Here is a 20,546-nt window from a genome sequence, read left to right on the forward strand (position 1 = left end):
TAACGGGGGTTTATGAAATCGATTGCAAAAATGCAGCCTGCTCACTTTGCGGATGTTATGCAACTTGCGAACCGGGTACACGGTGATAACTACCTGGATCTGGCTAAGTTAACGGGGTTGTACCAACGTGGAATTAAACATGGCATAAATGCAAGTTTTGTTGCGTTATCTGAAAGCAGAGTAGTGGGGTATCGACTAAGTTTTGCTGCGGGTCAATGGCCTCAGGACGAATGGTGTACCGTCAAATTATGGCCTGTCACGCCCGAGAAGATGGCATATTTTAAGTCAGTTGCCGTTGCCCCGGAATTACAGGGACAAGGCCTGGGGTCAGCATTATTAAAAGTTTCTGTGTCTGCATTGTGTCAACAAGGTGCTACAGCAGGCCTGGCCCATATCTGGCGGGAAAGCCCGGGTAATGCCGCTCAGCGTTATTTCAGTAAGGCCGGTGCTAAACTGATTACAATTCACCCTGATCGTTGGTTACATCTGTGCAAGACTGAAGGATATGTTTGTCCAATTTGTGGTAGCGAGTGCCACTGTACTGCGGCAGAGATGGCACTGACTTTTGCTGGTAATTGCTGATGTACGATCCCTATGTCGACTCTCAGCTGAACAGTAATCAAGCTGATGTTGCCAGCTACTGGCAAGCTGAGACACCTGAACAGGTCAATTATCCTGCAATTGTTCAGGATATAAGCTGTGATACCGTGGTAGTTGGTGCAGGATATACAGGTTTAAACTGTGGCTACGAGCTGGCAGCAAATCACCAACGTGACGTTGTGGTAATAGAAGCTTTGCAACCCGGCTGGGGTTGCAGTGGTCGTAACGGCGGCTTTGTGCTCAGAGGTACCGGCAGATTAGGGCTTGCTCAATTAGCTGACAAATTTGGTCTGGATACGGCGAGGCTTTTTCATCAGGAATACGGTGAAGCAATTGCAAGAGTGAATCAGCTGATTGAAGTGGGTAATATAAATTGTCAGCCTCAGCCGGTTGGCTACTATAAGTTAGCCCATAAGCCCGGCATAGCAAAAGATCTGGCCCGTCAGGCCGAATTTCTGCAACAACATTTCGCCTATCCGGTGCGATATCTTGATAAGTCAGAGCTGCAACAGACGGTAGTTAACCACCAGCAAGCCTATGCGGCTTTGTCATTCCCTGATTGTTATGGCTTAAATCCGTTAGCGCTTGCTCAGGGTTACAGCAGAATGGCTGTAGAAGCGGGAGCAAAACTGTATGGACGAAGCCCGGTATTGAGCTTTAAACGGTGTCAAACAGGCTTTGAAGTTGTCACACCGCAGGCTGTTATCAGATCCAGCAATCTGGTGCTGGCTACCAATGCCTATACTGCCAGAGGCTTGTATCCCGCGCTTAATAACAGTTGTTTGCCCGTGCTGAGCAGTATAATAGTGACCGAGCCGCTTAATAGTCAACAGTTACAACAAGTTAATTGGCAGCAACACAGTATTATGATGGATACCCGAACGCTGAAATATTACTATCGACTGCTTCCCGATAACCGCATATTGTTTGGTGGCAGAGGTGCTATAACAGGCAAAGCCGCCGCCGATCCATTGTATGCGCGGCGATTACTGGCAGCATTGAAACTCAGTTTTGCCGGGCTGGAACAGCTTAATTACCAATACCAATGGAGCGGCTGGGTAGGGGTATCATTTGATGATTTACCTAGGATTTATTCGCCAGAGCCTAATTTATTTTATGCTGCTGGTTATTGTGGCAGTGGTTTGTCGTTCAGTGCACATGCCGGCAAGCGGTTGGCGCAACTGGTAACCGGTAAGGTGCTGCCTGCATTACCAATCTATCAAAGTGGCTTAAAAGAATTTCCGATGACTGCATTTCGTCGCCAGGGCCAGCAATTGTATTATCAGTGGGGCCGTTTTAAAGATCATTTTCTGTAACAGTAGTAGCTGCTACTGGCGTATGTCTGACGCCTTGCTACAATGATGCTTTTTTAAGGCTGATTAACTATGTCGTTCTGGCCAGAATTTCTTATTATTGCGTCCGTGCATTTACTGGCAGTAGCCAGCCCCGGGCCGGATTTTGCGATTGTATTGCGCTACGCTGTGCGGTTCGGCCGTCGCGCGGCAGTGTATGCCAGTCTGGGGATTGGTCTGGCAATTCTGCTGCATGTCACCTATTCATTGGTCGGAATAGGAGTATTAATTAAAACTACCCCCTGGCTTTTTCAACTACTAACGGTGTTATCCGCCTGTTATCTGCTTTATCTGGCCCAGGGCGCATTGCGCGCTAAAGCCCCGGCTACTGCTGACGCTATTGCGCTGGAGCAACAAGTCAGGCCTGCGGGTTTTAAAGCATTCAGCGCCGGTTTTATCACGAATGGCTTAAACCCTAAAGCCACGCTATTTTTTCTGTCGTTGTTTGCTGTTGTTATTTCTGCTGATACGCCGTTTAGTTATAAACTTATTTATGGTTTATATATGGCAGTGGCGACGGCGGCCTGGTTTTGTTTGTTATCTTTTGCACTGACCAACACTAAGGTTCGTGGTTTTTTGTTGTTGAAGGGCTACTGGTTTGACAGATTAATGGGGGTGTTATTAGTGGCGTTGGCTGCGCAACTTCTATTGAGTAGCTTTGGCAACAACGTAGGTGGTTAATTAAGTTAAGCTTGTAACCTTTGCCAGCAGGCGGATGATCGGTATAATGCCGGCCGTTGTTAATTTGCTCCGGATTTACGGTCCGGCGTTGCAAGAGGTGAACTATGTACGTTGTTGCTGCTTTATATAAATTTGTTAATCTGCCTGATTATCAGGCGCTGCGTCAGCCATTGTATGATGTGATGGCGGTCAATGGGGTTAAAGGTACCTTGTTACTGGCTGCTGAGGGCATAAATGGCACTATTTGTGGTTTACGTGAAGGAATAGACGCTGTAAATCGTTGGTTTGCTGACGATCCTCGTTTTGCCAATCTCAGTTATAAAGAGTCCTTTGCCGATGAGCCTGCGTTTTACCGTACTAAGGTAAAACTGAAAAACGAAATTGTTACTATGGGCGTTGCAGGCATCAATCCAGCACACATTGTCGGTACCTATGTTAAAGGCGATGACTGGAATCAGTTAATCAGCGATCCGGATACCTTGCTGATTGATACCCGCAATGACTATGAAGTTGCTATTGGTACCTTTAAAAACGCTGTTAATCCCAATACAACCTCTTTCCGGGAGTTTCCAGCCTGGGCGGCTGAAAATCTCGATAAAACCAAACATAAAAAAGTTGCCATGTTTTGTACCGGCGGTATTCGTTGTGAAAAATCCACCGCGTTTTTAAAAGAGCAGGGCTTTGATGAGGTGTATCATCTTGACGGTGGCATTTTAAAGTATCTGGAAGAAGTGCCGGCTGAACAAAGTTTGTGGCAGGGTGAGTGCTTTGTATTCGATCAACGGGTTGCGGTTAAACATGGCCTTGAGCAGGGCAGTTATGACCAGTGCTATGCTTGTCGAATGCCATTGTCAGCTGCGGAAATGGCCTCAAATGATTATGTCAAAGGCTTGAGTTGCCCGCATTGTGTCAGTCATACCACTGCGGAGCAAAAAGCGGCATTTGCTGAGCGGCAAAAGCAGGTAGCGCTGGCTAACGCCCGTGGCGAAAAACATATTCGTGATGGCAAGTTGGACAAGTGATCGCTAATCGTTCTATAAAATAGATATATTTTTGTTGTTAAATGCAATTTTAATTCTCTTTAGTTGAGCTATTCTGCCCTTATGCAAGGAGGGCAGTATGCTCACTAACTCTTCATCCCGCTACGGTATCATCAGTATCAGTTTACACTGGCTGGTTGCTCTAAGCATATACTCGCTATTTGCTTTGGGTTACTGGATGGTAGATCTCACTTATTACAGTAATTGGTACCGTACAGCGCCTTACTGGCATAAAAGTGTGGGAATTTTACTATTTGGGGTCGTAATGCTCAGATTACTGTGGCGTTACTCTTCCATAACCCCGGCGCCACTTAAGTCGCATAGCTTAGTCGAAAAACGGCTCGCCAAATTGACACACACATTGCTATACCTGCTGATGCTGCTGATTATGTTGTCCGGGTATCTTATTTCCACCGCCGACGGCCGGCCAATTTCGGTATTTGGCTGGTTTGACGTCCCTGGCTTTGGCGAATTATTCCCGCAACAGGCAGACAGGGCCGGTATCGTACATAAGTACCTGGCCTATGTTGTCATTGCACTTAGTCTGCTGCACGCTTTGGCAGCGCTTAAACATCATTTTATTGATAAAGATTTTACCCTGAAACGAATGTTTGGGCGCTCTGCCCGTTAACTTTGCAATCCAAGGAGCCATAGAATGAAAATACAACTACTTGCCGCGGCGATAGCCGCTACATTAAGCCTTACAGCCAACGCTGCTGACTATAAAGTTGATACCGACGGCGCTCATGCGTTTGTCCAGTTTAAAATAAGCCATCTTGGTTATAGCTGGTTATATGGCCGGTTTAACACCTTTGAGGGTCAGTTCAGTTATGATGCGGCTAAGCTAGCTGACTCAGAAATAAATTTAGTAATTGATACAGCCAGTATTGATTCAAACCACGCTGAGCGAGATAAACATTTACGCAGTGCTGATTTTCTAAACGTATCCAAGCACCCCAAAGCAAGCTTTACCAGCACCAGAATTGTTGCAAAAGAGGGCGACAATTTTGATTTGTACGGTAACCTGACTCTGAACGGCGTCACTAAAGAAGTAATGATTGCTGCAGAAAAACTGGGGGAAGGCAGTGATCCCTGGGGCGGTTATCGCGCTGGTTTCGCCGGCACAACGTCATTTGAATTGAAAGATTTTGGTATCAATTATGACTTAGGGCCTGCATCATCCACGGTTTATCTGGACCTGACGGTTGAAGGTATCCGTCAGTAGTAAACAGCCTTTGTTGACTAAAACCTTACAATAAATACAGCCTGTGGTTGGCGCCTGTGTCACAGTGGTGGTGCCAGCTGCAGTTTAACCTGTTCTTTTAAATTCATAAAATCTTGGTCTGCGCTGGTGGTATTGGCAATGTCGGCAAATAATAATTCAGCTCGTGCTTCACTACCCGCCAACATAAATAACTGTACTAAACGCAATTTTGCCCAGTTTAGCCGGCTTTGATCGGAGTCTTTGTAATAGCCAATATATTCAGACAGTGAGGTAATACCCTCTAACACATTGTTTTCAGTGAGAACTGCCAGGCGGCCGACCTGATATAAGGCGCTGTATCGCTGGTTTGGTTTGACGCTGAACTCAGCCGTTTTGCTGTACAGTTGTTGTGCTACCAGAAACGCATCTTGTCTTGCCAGAATACTGGCTTTGCTGGCTAACAAGTCGGGTTGGTTTGGTGTTGCAGTTAAGTGTTTATCGATAAGCGCTACCGCTTCACTAAGCCGTTCTTCCAGTATTAACATTTGCACCTGGGCCAGTGCACCCTGCAGCGGGTCCAGCGCGGCCAGCAAGGTAGCCTGTTCAGCCGCTAATTCTTTGCTACCACCTGCTGTAGCCGGGGCGGTCTGATAGAAACTGATTAGAGCTTGCTGTGCCGGATAATTATGAGGATCGACAGTCACTGCCCGGACAATTAGCTGCAGACCGTCACTGGTTCGTTGGCGGGCGTTGAAAATATTGCCTCCTGAGGCAAGCACGATTTTGTTTATCCCCGCCAGGTACAGCAACTCGCTGTGCTGCGGGTGTTTAATGATTAGCTGGTTCAGTAAGGTATTGGCTTCTTCGCGCTGGCGTAAATTAAACATTGCCTGTACATAAAACGCAGTGAGATCGGGGTTTTGTTGAAACGTTGGCTGCTGCTCAATTTCAGTGATTATTTTCCGATATTGAGCTTGTTCATACCAGCTGTTTGCCTGTTCAAGCTCGATGGCAAAAGCCGTGAAACTGAATAATAACCCAAACAACGCTATCTTCATTGCAACCAGCCTTTTAGCAAAAACACCAGGTAAGTGTGCGATATATCGTGAGAAAACACCAGTGGTTCAGGGGATTTCAATTTTAATATCTGTAGCAGGAATGCTACAACAGGGTAAAAACTCGCCCTGGCGAACAAACGCCAATGGTTCATGTAAATACTGAATGTGACCACTAATTAATTTACAGCGACAGGCACCGCAGTATCCTTCGCGACACTGGTAGCTGACATCTTGTTGCTGTTGTTCCAGGCTATGTAAAATGGTAGGTTGGCTGCCATCAAAGTTGATAGCAGCTCGCCCTGTAATTATTATTTGTGGCATTCCTGATTAGAGATCGAAATCGCCGAATTCAGCGCCGTCGACTTCATTATCTATCTGGCCAACCAGATACGAGCTGATTTCAGACTCTTGTGGCGCAACCTGAACATTATCTGACACCAGCCAGGCGTTAATCCAGGGGATAGGGTTCTGAGTGGTACTGAAACGGGCTTTTAAGCCAACTGCCTGCATCCGGCTATTGGTGATGTATTCAACATACTGGCACAGGATATCTTTATTCAGGCCAATCATTGAACCATCTTTAAATAAGTATTGAGCCCAGTCTTTTTCCTGCTCTGCAGCCTTTAAGAAAATGGCATAGGCTTGCTCTTCGCATTCTTTGGCAATCTCCGCCATCTGTGGATCGTCTTCACCGGCTGCCATAATATTCAGCATATGCTGGGTACCGGTAAGGTGCAGCGCTTCATCACGGGCAATCAGCTTAATGATTTTAGCGTTGCCTTCCATCAGTTCTCGTTCAGCAAAGGCAAAGCTACAAGCGAAACTGACGTAAAACCGAATGGCTTCCAGCACGTTGACTGACAGCATGCAAATATACAAACGTTTTTTCAGTTCCCGCAGGCTGATACTTTCTGTCTGACCATTAATCTGGTGATCACCCTCACCACAGCGCTGATATAGGTTAATGCCGTCAATCAGGCTATCATAATAGCGGGTTACATCATCAGCGCGCTCCAGAATCTTTTCATTAAGCATAATGTCGTCAAACACTTTATGCGGCTCTGACGTAATATTGCGGACAATATGGGTGTAACTACGACTATGGATAGTCTCGCTGAATGCCCAGGTTTCAATCCAGGTCTCCAGTTCAGGAATAGAGACTATTGGCAAAAATGCCACATTGGGCGAGCGACCCTGCACGGAGTCAAGCAAGGTCTGATATTTCAGATTGCTCAGGAAAATATGTTTTTCATGATCAGGCAGGTTCTGGAAATCTATCCGATCTTTGCTAACGTCAATTTCTTCAGGCCGCCAGAAGAAACTCAGTTGCTTTTCAATCAGTTTTTCAAAGATAGGGTACTTTTGCTGATCATAGCGTGACACATTGACTGCATTACCAAAGAACATCGGTTCTTTCAGTTGATTATTAATTTCGCGATTAAAGGTAGTATACGCCATTGCTGTATATATCCTGATTCAAAACCTGTTGTTACTACGCTCCGCCAGAGCGGAGCGATGACTTTTCCGTGTTAAATTTTGCAGGCCCCGCCGGCACAGCCGTCGTCTTCCTGCTCAGGTTTAATATCTTCCTGCATATCAGCTGCACCATCGCGGGTGTTATGGTAGTACATGGTTTTCACCCCCAGCTTATATGCGGTAAGCAGGTCTTTTAATAACAGCTTCATCGGTACCCGGCCACCATCGAATTTGTTGGGGTCATAATTGGTATTAGCCGAAATGGTCTGGTCGACAAACTTCTGCATAATCGCCACCAGGCTCAGATAGCCATCATTTGATGGAATATCCCACAGCAGTTCATACTGGTTTTTTAAGCGCTCATACTCAGGCACTACCTGTTTTAAAATGCCGTCTTTACTGGCTTTAACACTGATATGACCGCGCGGGGGTTCAATGCCATTAGTGGCATTAGAAATTTGCGATGACGTTTCTGATGGCATCAGCGCGGATAACGTCGAGTTACGCAAACCGAACTGCAAAATATCTTTACGCAATTGTTCCCAGTTCAGCTGCAATGGTTCTGCACAGACTTTATCGAGATCTTTTTTGTAGCTGTCGATAGGCAAGATACCTTCGGCATAGGTTGTTTCATTAAATTTAGGGCAGGGGCCTTGCTCCTGTGCCAGCTTGTTTGACGCTTTTAACAGGTAGTACTGAATAGCCTCAAAAGTACGGTGGGTTAAACCATTAGCAGAGCCATCAGAATACTTAACACCATTTTTCGCCAGATAGTACGCATAGTTAATTACCCCAACACCCAGGGTACGACGGCTAATCGAGGCATGGTAAGCTGCCGGAATAGGGTAATCCTGATAATCCAGTAAACTGTCTAATGAGCGTACGGCTAACTCGGCCAGTTCTTCCAGCTCGTCAAGCTCGGTTATGGCGCCAAGGTTAAAGGCCGATAAGGTACATAGCGCAATTTCACCGTTCGGATCGTTAACATGTTCTAACGGTTTAGTTGGCAAGGCGATTTCCAGACACAAATTACTTTGCCGGACCGGCGCCAGTTTCGGATTAAACGGGCTATGAGTATTACAGTGATCAACGTTCTGCAGATAAATACGGCCGGTGCTGGCCCGTTCCTGCATAAACAGGGTAAATAGTTCTAACGCTTTAATGCGTTTTTTACGAATACTACTATCTGCTTCATATTTTACATACAACTTATCAAACTGTTCCTGATCCTGGAAAAACGCATCGTATAGGCCAGGTACGTCTGACGGGCTGAACAGCGTAATGTAGTCATCCTTAATTAACCGGGTATACATCAGCCGATTAAACTGTACACCGTAATCTAAATGGCGCACCCGGTTCTCTTCCACTCCCCGATTGTTTTTCAACACCAGCAGCGATTCAACTTCCAAATGCCACAGTGGGAAGAATAAAGTTGCCGCACCACCGCGTACACCACCTTGAGAACAGCTTTTTACAGCGGTCTGAAAATGTTTATAGAAAGGAATACAGCCAGTATGGAAGGCTTCACCGTTGCGAATTGGACTGCCCAGCGCGCGAATACGGCCCGCGTTAATTCCAATACCAGCGCGCTGCGATACATACTTAACAATGGCACTGGAGGTGGCATTAATTGAATCCAGGCTGTCGCCGCATTCAATTAGCACGCAAGAACTGAACTGACGGGTAGGGGTACGCACACCAGACATAATTGGCGTCGGCAGAGATAATTTGAACATCGACGTCGCATCGTAGAAACGGCGGACAAAGTCTAGTCTTGTGCTTTTCGGATAATTGGCAAACAGACAAGCTGCCACCAGAATATATAAAAACTGGGCACTTTCGTAGATCTCACCGCTTACCCGGTTTTGTACCAGATACTTACCTTCCAGCTGCTTAACAGCAGCATAACTGAAGTTTAAATCGCGGCTATGATCGATAAAACCGTTGATTGTCTCCAACTCTTCCCGGCTGTAGTCAGCCAGTATGTGCTGATCGTAACGCTTGGCTTCTACCATCTTAACCAGATGGTCATACAGATGCGGCGGTTCAAACTGGCCATAGGCTTTTTTGCGCAGGTGGAATACGGCTAATCTGGCAGCCAGATACTGATAGTCCGGGCTGTCTTTAGAAATCAGATCGGCTGCGGCTTTAATAATGGTTTCATGAATATCAGCCGACTTTATGCCATCATAAAACTGAATATGTGACTTCAGTTCAACCTGAGAAACTGACACATTATGCAAGCCTTCGGCGGCCCAGGTAATGACCCGGTGAATTTTATCTAAATCGAGAGGTTCACGGCGTCCGTCACGTTTGGTGACAAAGAGATTTTGCGTCATCGCTGAAGAGTTCCGTTTCAATAGTTATTATTAACTGACAGCCCGTTAGCGCACGGCCCATTACACGCACCTGCTTGCTGGCGTTTTGCACAACATATAGGTGTAAATTTAAAACTGATCACAAGATAGTGTGGATTGACGGCTTTTGCAAGGGCGCAATTTGTTGAAAAAAAAACCGTAATAGTTGTCGGTTAGTAGCTACTAACCTGATAACGCCTGTCAGAGAAATCGCAAAAATGAAGCAAGCTTTTTCTTGGTTATAAAATTATTTGTTCTAAGCAGCTGCTTTTAAGTGCAACTGGCTATTTGGCAGGCGTCAATTTGCCTGCCAGATAAAAAGTTGGCAATTGATCAGTTTAGGGGCTTACGTGCTACAACAAAGTAATTTACATCCAGCCCTGGGCCGGTTTTAAAGCTGTTATTCAGTGGGTTAAAGTGCAAGCCGGTGGCATCAACCAGCTCCAGCCCCGCCTGCTCGATATCACGCATGAGCTGCGATGGGCGGATAAACTTGCTGAACTGATGTGTGCCTCTGGGTACCAGCCGCAGGATATATTCAGCACCTACTATCGCCATAGCGTAAGCTTTTACCGTTTTATTAATGGTAGAAAAAAACAGTAAACCACCAGGCTTGGCTAAATCTGCACACGCCTTTACCACCGACGCGGGTTCTGGCACATGTTCCAGCATTTCCATACAGGTAACAATGTCATAAGTAGCGGCTTGACTGGTGGCAAAATCTTCAGCGGTGCTTTGCTGATAATTCAGGGTAACACCAGTTTCAAGTGCGTGTAATCTGGCTACAGCCAGGGCATCGTCAGCCATATCAATGCCAGTTACCTCAGCACCACTGCGGGCCAGGCTTTCAGCCAAAATACCGCCGCCACAACCAACATCGACCACAGACTTGCCAAAAACGCCGCCTGCAATATCGCTGATATAGCCCAGTCGGGTAGGGTTTAACAGATGCAATGGTTTGAATTCACCGTCCTGATCCCACCAGCGGGCGGCAATATCATTAAATTTTGCAATTTCAGCTGGATCAACATTTATATTTTGTGTCATGGTTCAGGCCTTTAAAATTTTTGCCATTATAAAGCCTTGATCTGTTTCAGCAAATAGCCGACAGGTTTTGGCATGCATAACAGGCATGGCAACTGCCATTTTATGTGGTAGAATCCTGCGTTGTCTCGCGCTCTATAACATCGAAAAAAGCGAGTTATCTATCTGATTTAAGGGAAATTAGCGTTTTATGACAGATCTGGCCAAAGAAATAGTTCCGATTAATATCGAAGAGGAATTAAAAAACTCCTACCTCGATTACGCTATGAGCGTAATTGTTGGCCGGGCTTTACCCGATGTAAGGGACGGTTTAAAGCCTGTTCACCGTCGCGTTCTGTTTGCCATGAAAGAGTTAGGCAATGACTGGAACAAGGCCTATAAAAAGTCGGCCCGGGTAGTGGGTGACGTTATTGGTAAATACCACCCGCATGGTGACAGTGCGGTATACGACACTATCGTCCGGATGGCTCAGCCGTTTTCATTGCGTTATATGTTGGTTGATGGTCAGGGTAACTTCGGTTCTATCGATGGCGACTCTGCAGCAGCAATGCGTTACACCGAAGTCAGAATGGCCCGCATTGCCCATGAATTATTGGCCGATCTTGATAAAGAAACGGTCGATTTTGTGCCTAACTATGATGGCACTGAGCAAATCCCGGCAGTATTACCTACTAAGATCCCAAATTTATTGATTAACGGCTCCTCCGGTATCGCCGTGGGCATGGCCACCAATATTCCGCCGCATAACTTAAATGAAGTTATCGATGGCTGTCTGGCATTAATTGCTAACCCGGATATTGAACTGCATGAATTAATGCAATTCATTCCAGGCCCGGACTTCCCGACTGCAGCCATTATTAATGGTCGAAAAGGCATTGAAGAAGCGTATCGTACCGGTCGTGGCAAGGTATATATCCGCAGCAAAACCTGTATCGAGACTGACGAGAAAACCGGTCGCGAGACCATTATCGTTAACGAATTGCCGTACCAGGTTAACAAAGCCCGCTTAATTGAAAAAATTGCCGAGCTGGTAAAAGAAAAACGGATTGAAGGTATTTCAGCGCTGCGCGATGAGTCTGATAAAGACGGTATGCGGATTGTTATCGAGCTGAAACGTGGTGAGTCGTCAGATGTCATGCTGAACCAGTTGTATTCTAACACTCAGATGCAAACGGTGTTTGGTATTAACATGGTAGCACTGGACGACGGCCAGCCTAAGTTGCTTAGCTTAAAGCAAATGCTGGAATGCTTTGTCCTGCACCGCCGTGAAGTGGTAACCCGCCGTACTGTTTACGACTTACGTAAAGCACGGGACCGCGCCCATATCCTGGAAGGCCTGGCGATAGCACTGGCCAACATTGATGAAATTATTGAGCTGATTAAAACCTCAGCCAGCCCGGCGGAAGCGAAAGCGGGCCTGGTTGAGCGCGGCTGGCAGTTAGGCGATGTCAGTACCATGTTAGAGCGTGCGGGCAAAGATGCTGCCCGGCCAGAGTGGCTGGAAGAGCATTTTGGTATTCGCGATAATCTGTATTTCTTAACGGAGCAGCAAGCTCAGGCCATTCTGGATTTACGTCTGCACAAGCTTACCGGCTTAGAGCATGAAAAAATTCTGGACGAATACAAACAGCTGTTAGAGTTAATCGCCGAATTGCTGCATATTCTGGGTAGTCCTGAACGGTTAATGGAAGTAATTTGCGAAGAGTTAGAAGCGGCAAAAGCCCAGTATGGTGATGCCCGGCGCACCGATATCCAGGACAATATGCTGGATATCAATATGGAAGACTTAATTACCGAAGAAGATGTGGTCGTAACCCTGTCACACCTTGGTTATGCCAAGTATCAGCCATTGTCTGACTATGAAGCCCAGCGCCGCGGCGGTAAAGGTAAAGCAGCCACCACGGTTAAAGACGAAGACTTTGTCGATAAACTGCTGGTTGCCAGTACCCATGACACCATTCTGTGTTTCTCTAATCGCGGCCGGTTGTACTGGATGAAAGTTTATCAGTTGCCACTGGCCAGCCGCACTGCGCGAGGTAAGCCCATCGTCAACCTGCTGCCACTGGAGCAGGGCGAGCGAATTAACGCTATTTTACCGGTTCGAGAGTATGAAGAAGGTAAATACGTGTTTATGGCGACCGCTAACGGTACTGTGAAGAAAACTGCGCTTACCGATTACTCGCGGCCGCGGGCAAACGGTATTATTGCCGTAAATCTGAATGAGGGCGATCACCTTATTGGCGTTGACATTACTGATGGCAGCAATGAAATTATGCTGTTCTCAGATGATGGTAAAGTCGTACGCTTTACCGAAGATCAGGTTCGTGGCATGGGCCGTACTGCTACCGGTGTTCGTGGTATCCGCTTACGTGAGGGTGGTTCAGTGGTTTCACTGATCATTCCGAAAGGCGATGGTGCCGTACTGACAGTAACCGAAAATGGTTATGGTAAACGGACGGCGTTAACCGAGTACCCAGCCAAGAGCCGGGCAACTCAGGGCGTGGTGTCAATTAAAGTATCTGAGCGTAATGGTCTGGTTGTTGGCGCAGTACAGGTCAGTGAAACGGATGAAATTATGATGATTTCAAACCGTGGCACCCTGGTACGGACCCGGGTAAAAGAAGTTTCTGAAGTAGGCCGTAACACCCAGGGCGTTATTCTGATCCGCACTCAGGAACAGGAGAAAGTGGTTGGGGTAGCGAAAGTCGATGAGATTCAGGAGCAAGACCTGCCTCATGATGTTGAGGGTGAAGTAGTCGCGGCAGACGCGGCAGACGCGACAGCCAGCGCTGACAGTGCTGATATTCCCGGCACGGATCTGCAGGACAGCCAGCTGGCTCAGGACAACGATACTGAGCAGTCATAATTCATCCGAAAACGGGCGCAGTAGCGCTCGTTTTTTTTAGCTGATTTTTAAGAATTACTGATTTAAATAGTTGAGAGTAGTAATACATGACCACCTTTAATTTTTGTGCCGGCCCGGCCATGTTGCCAACGGCAGTGATGCAACAAGCGCAGCAGGAGTTTATCAACTGGCAACAGCAGGGTTGCTCGGTAATGGAAATCAGTCATCGCAGCAAGCCGTTTATTAAGGTAGCGGCAGAGGCCGAACAAGACTTACGCGATTTACTGAATATTCCAGCTAATTACAAAGTGCTGTTTATGCATGGTGGTGGCCGGGGTCAGTTTTCCGCTGTACCACTTAATTTGTTTAACGCAGAGACTAACTCCGGCAAAAGTGGTGCCGATTATGTGATTTCCGGTGCCTGGTCTAAGGCAGCAGTAGAGGAAGGGCATAAATACGGTAACCTGAGCGTATTGGATATTCGCCAAAAAACGGCAGAGGGCCTGCGGACGATTACTGGACCTGAGCAGTGGCATCTCAGCAAAAACGCTGCCTTCGTGCATTGTTGCCCGAATGAAACAGTAGATGGCATCGAATTCACTGACCTGCCGCAAACCAACGCGCCAATCGTGGCTGACTTATCGTCAACCATTTTATCGCGCCCGATTGATGTTAGTCGCTACGGGGTTATTTATGCCGGAGCTCAGAAAAATATCGGCCCATCAGGTTTAACCCTGGCAATCGTACGGGAAGATCTGCTGCCAGTGGCAGGCGCTGCTATTCCGGCAGTGCTGGATTACCGGCTGGCAGCAGAAAACGACAGCATGTTTAATACACCGCCAACCTTTGCCTGGTATCTGGCAGGCCTGGTGTTTAAGTGGCTGAAACAGCAGGGTGGCGTAACCGAAATGGCAACGCGTAACCAAATTAAAGCCAGTTTACTCTATGATTATATTGATAAAAGTGACTTTTACAGTAATGACGTCGCTAAAGCCTGTCGCTCGTGGATGAATATACCTTTCTTCTTAGCCGACGAGCGCCTGAACGATATGTTCGTTGAGCAGGCACAGTTGCACGGCTTGCTTGCCTTAAAAGGTCACCGGATGGTCGGTGGCATGCGGGCCAGTATTTACAACGCGATGCCACTTGAAGGCGTGCAGACACTGGTTAGCTTTATGCAGGAATTTGAGCGGGTAAACGGATGAAAACATTAACCATAGAACCCATTGCTAAAGTGGCGGGCGAAGTGCATTTACCGGGCTCCAAAAGTATTTCTAACCGGGTCCTGTTACTGGCAGCGCTGGCTGAAGGTACGACTGACATTTCCAACTTACTGGACAGTGATGATGTCCGGCATATGCTCAATGCATTAACGGCATTAGGTGTCAGTTATCAGTTGTCAGCCTGTCGCACCAAGTGCGCAGTGCATGGGGTGGGCGGCCTGTTTAAGCAGCCCAAGGCTATTACAATGTTCCTTGGTAACGCCGGTACAGCAATGCGGCCATTAACCGCTGCATTGGCCGCCTCTAACGTTGATGTCACCTTGACAGGTGAGCCGCGAATGTACGAGCGACCGATTGGTCATTTAGTTGAAGCGCTGCAGCAGTTGCAGGCCGATATTCGCTATCTGGACAACGACGGCTTTCCACCATTGCGAATCAAAGGCAAAGCGCTGCAAGGAGGAAAAGTTCAGATAGACGGCAGCATTTCCAGCCAGTTTTTAACCGCGATTTTAATGGTAGCGCCGTTACTCGACGGCGATAGCGATATTGAAATTATCGGTGAGCTGGTATCCAAACCCTATATTGATATCACTCTGGCGCTGATGCAACGCTTTGGGGTGACTGTGCAGAATAATGATTACCAGCGTTTTATTATCCGCGGCAATCAGCAGTATCGATCCCCAGGCAACTGGCTGGTGGAGGGGGATGCTTCCTCGGCTTCTTATTTTCTGGCAGCCGCGGCCATTAAAGGTGGCAGCATTACAGTGACGGGTATTGGTAAACATGCTGTACAGGGCGATATTCATTTTGCCGATGCTCTGGAAGCGATGGGCGCCAACGTGGAATGGGGCGACGACTATATTAAAGTAACGCGTAACACACTGGCCGGCATAGATCGTGATTATAACGCTATTCCTGATGCGGCTATGACCATCGCCACTACCGCATTATTTGCCAAAGGGCCGACCGTTATCCGTAATGTCTATAACTGGCGGGTTAAAGAGACCGACCGGTTGTCCGCGATGGCTGCCGAGCTCAGAAAGGTTGGGGCCACAGTGGAAGAGGGACATGATTACCTTAAAGTCACGCCACCTGCGCAATTAAAGCATGCCAGCATTGCTACCTATAACGACCATAGAATGGCAATGTGTTTTTCGTTGGTTGCGCTGGGCGATACGCCGGTCACCATTGAAGATCCAGATTGTACAGCAAAAACTTTCCCTGGCTATTTTGCCCTGTTTCAAAGCCTGCAAGCCTGAAATATCTCTTCTTACAACTGACGCAGTCATCCTGGCTGCGTCTTAGCCAGCATCTTTATCGCAACTAAACACAGCTTTTGTCGCAAAAACCTGTATAATATGGCGGTTTAAAAATTTGAGTTAGCAAATTAATGCTCTTTAGGAGGTAGGATGCCGCAACATGCACCAGTAATTACCATTGATGGCCCGGGAGGCTCAGGTAAAGGCACCTTAAGCCGTTTGCTGGCTCAGAAGTTAGGATGGCAATTACTTGACAGTGGCGCTATCTACCGGGTGCTGGCACTGGCTGCGATGCATCATCAAATTGCTGCTGATGACGAAGAAGCATTACAGCCGCTGGCAGCGCACCTGGATGTGCAGTTCAGTGCAGATGAACAGGGCAATACCAAGGTAACACTGGAAGGCGAAAACGTCTCGCACACTATTCGCACTCAGGAAGTAGCCGATGAAGCGTCTAAGATAGCGTCTTTACCACGGGTACGCGAAGCACTGTTACGCCGGCAGAGGGCGTTTGCAGAGGCACCTGGCCTGGTAGCTGATGGCCGCGACATGGGCACTGTGGTGTTCCCACAGGCCCAAGTTAAAATATTTTTAACAGCTGACCCTGCAGAACGCGCCAACCGTAGATATTTAGAGTTGAAACAAAAGGGTGTGGATGTTAATATCGGCGACCTTTTGAACGAAATCCGGGCGCGTGATGAGCGCGATATGAACCGGGCAGCAGCGCCTTTAAAACCTGCTACCGACGCTTATATGCTGGATTCGACCAATAAACCCATTGAACAAGTGTTGGAAGAGGTACTTAACCACATCAACAGCAATGCGCTGCTGAATGTGGGCTAAATACCACAACTGCATTTTGGACAGCCGGTAACAAGGATTGTTGCTGGTAAACTTAGCAACCCCATAACGCATGATGCGAAGTGGAGCACTTAACTGAAAAAGTGACTATGACTGAAAATTTTGCACAATTATTTGAGGAAAGCCTCAAGACCATCGAAACCCGCCCGGGTGCCATTGTTAAAGGTACCGTTGTTGCTGTTCTGAAAGACGTTGTTATGGTTGACGCCGGTCTTAAATCAGAAGCTGCGATCCCTGTTGAGCAGTTCAAATCGCTAAGCGGTGAAATCGAAGTTAGCGTTGGTGATATCATTGATGTAGCGTTAGATGCTATTGAAGATGGTTTCGGTGAGACCTTGTTATCTCGTGAAAAAGCTAAGCGCCATGAGGCCTGGGTTCGCCTGGAAAAAGCTTGCGAAGATAAAGAAACTGTTATCGGTGTTATTACCGGTAAAGTCAAAGGTGGTTTTACGGTTGAAGTCGACGGTATTCGTGCCTTCCTGCCAGGTTCATTAGTAGATGTGCGTCCGGTACGTGACACCTTACACCTGGAAAACAAAGAACTTGAATTCAAAGTTATCAAGCTGGATCAGAAGCGTAACAACGTGGTTGTATCACGTCGTGCGGTGATCGAGTCAGAAAGCAGCCAGGAACGTGATCAGCTGTTAGAAACTTTAGAAGAAGGCATGGAAGTGAAAGGTATCGTTAAGAACCTTACTGACTACGGTGCTTTCGTAGATTTAGGTGGCGTAGACGGCTTACTGCATATCACTGATATGGCATGGAAGCGCGTTAAGCACCCAAGTGAAATTGTTAATGTTGGCGACGAAATTCCAGTAAAAGTACTGAAATTTGACCGCGAGAAGCAACGTGTTTCATTAGGTCTGAAGCAAATGGGTGAAGATCCATGGGCCGCTATCGCCTCACGTTACCCAGAAGGTGCCCGCATCACTGGTCGCGTAACCAACTTAACTGACTACGGCTGCTTCGTGGAAATCGAAGAAGGCGTTGAAGGTCTGGTTCACGTTTCAGAAATGGACTGGACTAACAAAAACATTCACCCATCTAAAGTGGTTAACTTAGGTGACTCTGTTGAAGTAATGGTATTAGAAATTGACGAAGAGCGTCGTCGTATTTCTTTAGGCCTGAAACAGTGTAAAGCTAACCCTTGGGAAGAGTTTGCTAAAGGCTTTAACAAAAATGATCGCGTAAGCGGTAAGATCAAGTCAATCACTGACTTCGGTATCTTTATCGGCTTAGATGGCGGCATTGACGGCCTGGTTCACTTATCAGATATCAGCTGGAACGCTACTGGCGAAGAAGCGGTACGTGAGTTTAAGAAAGGCGACGAAGTACACGCAGTTGTGTTACAAGTTGACCCAGAGCGCGAGCGTATTTCTTTAGGTATCAAACAACTGGATGAAGATCCGTTCAATGGTTACCTTGCTGACAACAAAAAAGGTGCTATCGTTAAAGGTGAAGTTACTGCCGTTGACGCTAAAGGCGCTGCTGTAATGTTAGAAGGTGCTGTAGAAGGTTACATCCGGGTTTCTGATATCGCGCGTGAGCGGATAGAAGATGCCTCAACAGTACTGAAAGTAGGCGAAGAAGTTGAAGCTCGTTTAATGGGTGTTGATCGCAAAAACCGCGTAATCAGCCTGTCAATCAAAGCGAAATTCGAAGCTGAAGAAAAAGAAGCTATGGATACCGTTAATACCAAGCAGCAAGAAGCTGACTTCGGTGGTAATGCTATGGCCGAAGCATTTAAAGCTGCTCAGAAGCAGGATTAATTGCTAGCAAAGCAGGGGGCATCTGCCCCTTGCTTTATCATTTGGGTTTTGCAGGAGGGTCTATGACCAAGTCTGAATTGATTGAAAAATTAGCAACCGATTTCCCGCATATTCAAGTCAAGGATGTCGAAGCATCTGTTAAAGAAATTCTGGAACAGATGGCCCAGTCACTGTCATCGAATGAACGTATCGAAATTCGCGGTTTTGGCAGTTTTTCGCTGCACTATCGTGCTCCCCGTATTGGTCGCAATCCGAAAACCGGTGACAAAGTTGAGTTAGACGGTAAATACGTCCCACACTTTAAGCCAGGAAAAGAATTACGCGATCGGGTAAAAGATAATACCTGATCCCTAATCAGGTCAATTGCAGTACACGGAGAGTCTTTTGAGCAGATTACTGTATCTGATACTGATTATTGCTTTTCTGGTAGTAGGTTTTGTGTTTGGTGCTATTAACCAACAGCTTACCGATATTCACTTTCTTGTCGTAAAGCTGCAATTACGCGTTGTTGATATTGCCATTATTTTCCTAATAACCGGCGTACTGTTAGGATTAATAATTGCTGCCTGGTTAAGTATGGCCCGACGCACTAAAAACTGGCTTAAACCTTCCGCAGAGAAAACCTGACTTTTATGTTGGAATTGCTATTTTTGTTGCTCCCTGTTGCTGCTGCTTACGGTTGGTTTATGGGTAGAAATAGCGTTAAACATACTGAACTCAAAGATCGCGCCAGCGTTACCCGTAATCTCTCTTCCGGTCTTAACTTTTTACTGACTGATCAAGAAGACAAAGCAATTGAGCAGTTATTGGAGCTGCTGGATATTGAAGCAGCCACTATCGAAACTTATTTGGCCCTGGCAAACTTGTTCCGGCGTAAAGGCGATTGGGACAAAGCTATACGTATTCATGAAAAGCTACATCAGCTGAAGTTAGCAAAACCCCAAGCTCAGCAAATTCAGTACGAACTCGCAAAGGATTACTTTTCTGCCGGTTTATATGACCGGGCTGAAAGTCTTGCCACGCCGTTGGTTAATACCACCCGTTGGCGTGAACCGGCATTAAAACAATTATTTAGTATTTTCACCGCCAGTCATGACTGGCATAAAGCGTTAGCGCTGGAAGAAGAAGTCAATAACAGCCAGTCCCGATCCTTAAAAATTGCGCTGGCAAATATGGCCGTGGAGGCAATGCAAGACCAGCCCGATGTTAAACGTTTACAGCAGTTAGTTGATAGTAGCCCGCTGGCTATCCGCCCGCGCTTTGCCCAGGCCAAATTTTATCTGGCGCAAGAGCAGAGTGAGCAGGCAAAGGTGCCACTACTCAGTATCATCAAACAAAAGCCGCAATGGAGTGCTGAAGTATTGCCGCTGTTACAACAGTGTGACTTCAACGGTGATCAATGGTATCAGCTACTCAGCCAGCTGGCGAATAAGCAACACAATGTAACAGCTAGTGGCTTACTGGCAGACTGGTTGGCAGAGCATGGCTCGCCAAAGGCAGCTGAACAGTTTTTACTGGACAAATTGCAGCAGCAACCCAGTATTCGTCTTTTTCAAAAATTGTTACAGGTACGACAGCATCAATCCACTGCCGCGGCAGAAGCGCTTTTTTCAGTGGAAGAGCTGGTACAAGCCTACCTGGCTAATAAAGTGTTGTATAGTTGCCGCAATTGCGGTTTTAAGACCCGTCAACAATACTGGTTATGTCCATCTTGTCAGCAATGGGAAACCGTAGAGCCAATTACTGGTATTGACGGCCGTTAGTAATTTACCTGTGC

19 protein-coding genes are annotated in these 20,546 nt (G+C 46.9%); 14 read left to right on the forward strand and 5 right to left on the reverse strand.

Features of this window, described 5'->3' with window-relative positions; translation table 11 throughout:
• The first annotated feature begins 12 nt into the window (after positions 1-12).
• From CRO03_RS00335 to CRO03_RS00360, 6 genes are all read left to right on the forward strand, one after another.
• A complete protein-coding gene (locus tag CRO03_RS00335; protein WP_097109602.1) occupies positions 13-582 on the forward strand; it encodes a GNAT family N-acetyltransferase in 570 nt (189 codons plus the stop codon).
• Entirely contained in the window at positions 582-1,916 is a 1,335-nt protein-coding gene (locus tag CRO03_RS00340; protein WP_097109603.1) for an NAD(P)/FAD-dependent oxidoreductase, read from the forward strand. Before CRO03_RS00335 ends, CRO03_RS00340 begins: the two co-directional genes overlap by 1 nt.
• A 69-nt stretch (positions 1,917-1,985) precedes the next feature.
• Positions 1,986-2,633, forward strand: coding sequence for a LysE family translocator (locus tag CRO03_RS00345; protein ID WP_097109604.1), 648 nt, complete (start codon positions 1,986-1,988; stop codon positions 2,631-2,633).
• A gap of 104 nt (positions 2,634-2,737) precedes the next feature.
• The gene (gene trhO, locus CRO03_RS00350; protein ID WP_097109605.1) at positions 2,738-3,655 is read left to right on the forward strand and encodes an oxygen-dependent tRNA uridine(34) hydroxylase TrhO; all 918 of its coding nucleotides are present in this window, start codon (positions 2,738-2,740) and stop codon (positions 3,653-3,655) included.
• 97 nt (positions 3,656-3,752) lie between these two features.
• Positions 3,753-4,304: a cytochrome b gene (locus tag CRO03_RS00355; RefSeq protein WP_097109606.1), complete on the forward strand. Its 552-nt coding sequence runs from the start codon at positions 3,753-3,755 to the stop codon at positions 4,302-4,304.
• A gap of 24 nt (positions 4,305-4,328) precedes the next feature.
• Positions 4,329-4,898 carry a YceI family protein gene (locus CRO03_RS00360; RefSeq protein WP_097109607.1) on the forward strand — a complete coding sequence of 190 codons (570 nt, stop codon included), beginning with the start codon at positions 4,329-4,331 and terminating at the stop codon, positions 4,896-4,898.
• A 59-nt stretch (positions 4,899-4,957) separates the two neighbouring features.
• On the opposite strand, the gene CRO03_RS00365 is transcribed toward CRO03_RS00360, so the two are convergent.
• From CRO03_RS00365 to ubiG, 5 genes are all read right to left on the reverse strand, one after another.
• The gene (locus tag CRO03_RS00365) at positions 4,958-5,935 is read right to left on the reverse strand and encodes a tetratricopeptide repeat protein (protein WP_097109608.1); all 978 of its coding nucleotides are present in this window, start codon (positions 5,933-5,935) and stop codon (positions 4,958-4,960) included.
• A 66-nt stretch (positions 5,936-6,001) separates the two neighbouring features.
• Complete coding sequence (gene yfaE, locus CRO03_RS00370; RefSeq protein ID WP_097109609.1) at positions 6,002-6,256, reverse strand: class I ribonucleotide reductase maintenance protein YfaE; 255 nt, start codon at positions 6,254-6,256, stop codon at positions 6,002-6,004.
• 6 nt (positions 6,257-6,262) lie between these two features.
• On the reverse strand, positions 6,263-7,393 hold the full coding sequence (gene nrdB, locus CRO03_RS00375) for a class Ia ribonucleoside-diphosphate reductase subunit beta (protein WP_097109610.1): 1,131 nt from the start codon (positions 7,391-7,393) through the stop codon (positions 6,263-6,265).
• Positions 7,394-7,464: 71 nt separating this feature from the next.
• Positions 7,465-9,750, reverse strand: a complete 2,286-nt coding sequence (gene nrdA, locus CRO03_RS00380) for a class 1a ribonucleoside-diphosphate reductase subunit alpha (RefSeq protein WP_097109611.1) — start codon at positions 9,748-9,750, stop codon at positions 7,465-7,467.
• Between the two features lie 351 nt (positions 9,751-10,101).
• A complete protein-coding gene (gene ubiG / locus CRO03_RS00385) occupies positions 10,102-10,815 on the reverse strand; it encodes a bifunctional 2-polyprenyl-6-hydroxyphenol methylase/3-demethylubiquinol 3-O-methyltransferase UbiG (RefSeq protein ID WP_097109612.1) in 714 nt (237 codons plus the stop codon).
• Positions 10,816-11,002: 187 nt separating this feature from the next.
• Between ubiG and gyrA the strand changes: the two genes are divergently transcribed.
• The 8 genes from gyrA (at position 11,003) to CRO03_RS00425 (ending at position 20,532) form a co-directional block, all read left to right on the forward strand.
• The gene (gyrA, locus tag CRO03_RS00390) at positions 11,003-13,678 is read left to right on the forward strand and encodes a DNA topoisomerase (ATP-hydrolyzing) subunit A (RefSeq protein ID WP_097109613.1); all 2,676 of its coding nucleotides are present in this window, start codon (positions 11,003-11,005) and stop codon (positions 13,676-13,678) included.
• 86 nt (positions 13,679-13,764) lie between these two features.
• On the forward strand, positions 13,765-14,862 hold the full coding sequence (gene serC, locus CRO03_RS00395; protein ID WP_097109614.1) for a 3-phosphoserine/phosphohydroxythreonine transaminase: 1,098 nt from the start codon (positions 13,765-13,767) through the stop codon (positions 14,860-14,862).
• Complete coding sequence (aroA, locus tag CRO03_RS00400; RefSeq protein WP_097109615.1) at positions 14,859-16,139, forward strand: 3-phosphoshikimate 1-carboxyvinyltransferase; 1,281 nt, start codon at positions 14,859-14,861, stop codon at positions 16,137-16,139. The genes serC and aroA overlap by 4 nt, the downstream gene beginning before the upstream one ends.
• 150 nt (positions 16,140-16,289) lie before the next feature.
• Positions 16,290-16,982 (forward strand): (d)CMP kinase, encoded by a 693-nt coding sequence (gene cmk / locus CRO03_RS00405; protein ID WP_097109616.1) that lies wholly within the window; start codon positions 16,290-16,292, stop codon positions 16,980-16,982.
• Positions 16,983-17,089: 107 nt separating this feature from the next.
• Positions 17,090-18,769, forward strand: a complete 1,680-nt coding sequence (rpsA, locus tag CRO03_RS00410) for a 30S ribosomal protein S1 (RefSeq protein WP_170948902.1) — start codon at positions 17,090-17,092, stop codon at positions 18,767-18,769.
• 62 nt (positions 18,770-18,831) lie between these two features.
• Positions 18,832-19,116: an integration host factor subunit beta gene (gene ihfB / locus CRO03_RS00415; protein ID WP_019674263.1), complete on the forward strand. Its 285-nt coding sequence runs from the start codon at positions 18,832-18,834 to the stop codon at positions 19,114-19,116.
• Positions 19,117-19,153: 37 nt separating this feature from the next.
• Complete coding sequence (locus CRO03_RS00420) at positions 19,154-19,396, forward strand: LapA family protein (protein ID WP_097109618.1); 243 nt, start codon at positions 19,154-19,156, stop codon at positions 19,394-19,396.
• A 59-nt stretch (positions 19,397-19,455) separates the two neighbouring features.
• Complete coding sequence (locus tag CRO03_RS00425) at positions 19,456-20,532, forward strand: N-acetylglucosaminyl transferase (RefSeq protein ID WP_245861360.1); 1,077 nt, start codon at positions 19,456-19,458, stop codon at positions 20,530-20,532.
• Positions 20,533-20,546 lie beyond the last annotated feature (14 nt).

It is taken from the genome of Arsukibacterium tuosuense, assembly GCF_900215315.1.
Classification (GTDB): domain Bacteria; phylum Pseudomonadota; class Gammaproteobacteria; order Enterobacterales; family Alteromonadaceae; genus Alishewanella; species Alishewanella tuosuense.

Bases quoted from the DNA above. Each gene is read 5' to 3' on its own strand.
- CRO03_RS00335 (WP_097109602.1), top strand. From the start codon at position 13: ATGAAATCGATTGCAAAAATGCAGCCTGCTCACTTTGCGGATGTTATG.
- CRO03_RS00340 (WP_097109603.1), top strand. From the start codon at position 582: ATGTACGATCCCTATGTCGACTCTCAGCTGAACAGTAATCAAGCTGAT.
- CRO03_RS00345 (WP_097109604.1), top strand. From the start codon at position 1,986: ATGTCGTTCTGGCCAGAATTTCTTATTATTGCGTCCGTGCATTTACTG.
- trhO (WP_097109605.1), top strand. From the start codon at position 2,738: ATGTACGTTGTTGCTGCTTTATATAAATTTGTTAATCTGCCTGATTAT.
- CRO03_RS00355 (WP_097109606.1), top strand. From the start codon at position 3,753: ATGCTCACTAACTCTTCATCCCGCTACGGTATCATCAGTATCAGTTTA.
- CRO03_RS00360 (WP_097109607.1), top strand. From the start codon at position 4,329: ATGAAAATACAACTACTTGCCGCGGCGATAGCCGCTACATTAAGCCTT.
- CRO03_RS00365 (WP_097109608.1), bottom strand. From the start codon at position 5,935: ATGAAGATAGCGTTGTTTGGGTTATTATTCAGTTTCACGGCTTTTGCC.
- yfaE (WP_097109609.1), bottom strand. From the start codon at position 6,256: ATGCCACAAATAATAATTACAGGGCGAGCTGCTATCAACTTTGATGGC.
- nrdB (WP_097109610.1), bottom strand. From the start codon at position 7,393: ATGGCGTATACTACCTTTAATCGCGAAATTAATAATCAACTGAAAGAA.
- nrdA (WP_097109611.1), bottom strand. From the start codon at position 9,750: ATGACGCAAAATCTCTTTGTCACCAAACGTGACGGACGCCGTGAACCT.
- ubiG (WP_097109612.1), bottom strand. From the start codon at position 10,815: ATGACACAAAATATAAATGTTGATCCAGCTGAAATTGCAAAATTTAAT.
- gyrA (WP_097109613.1), top strand. From the start codon at position 11,003: ATGACAGATCTGGCCAAAGAAATAGTTCCGATTAATATCGAAGAGGAA.
- serC (WP_097109614.1), top strand. From the start codon at position 13,765: ATGACCACCTTTAATTTTTGTGCCGGCCCGGCCATGTTGCCAACGGCA.
- aroA (WP_097109615.1), top strand. From the start codon at position 14,859: ATGAAAACATTAACCATAGAACCCATTGCTAAAGTGGCGGGCGAAGTG.
- cmk (WP_097109616.1), top strand. From the start codon at position 16,290: ATGCCGCAACATGCACCAGTAATTACCATTGATGGCCCGGGAGGCTCA.
- rpsA (WP_170948902.1), top strand. From the start codon at position 17,090: ATGACTGAAAATTTTGCACAATTATTTGAGGAAAGCCTCAAGACCATC.
- ihfB (WP_019674263.1), top strand. From the start codon at position 18,832: ATGACCAAGTCTGAATTGATTGAAAAATTAGCAACCGATTTCCCGCAT.
- CRO03_RS00425 (WP_245861360.1), top strand. From the start codon at position 19,456: ATGGGTAGAAATAGCGTTAAACATACTGAACTCAAAGATCGCGCCAGC.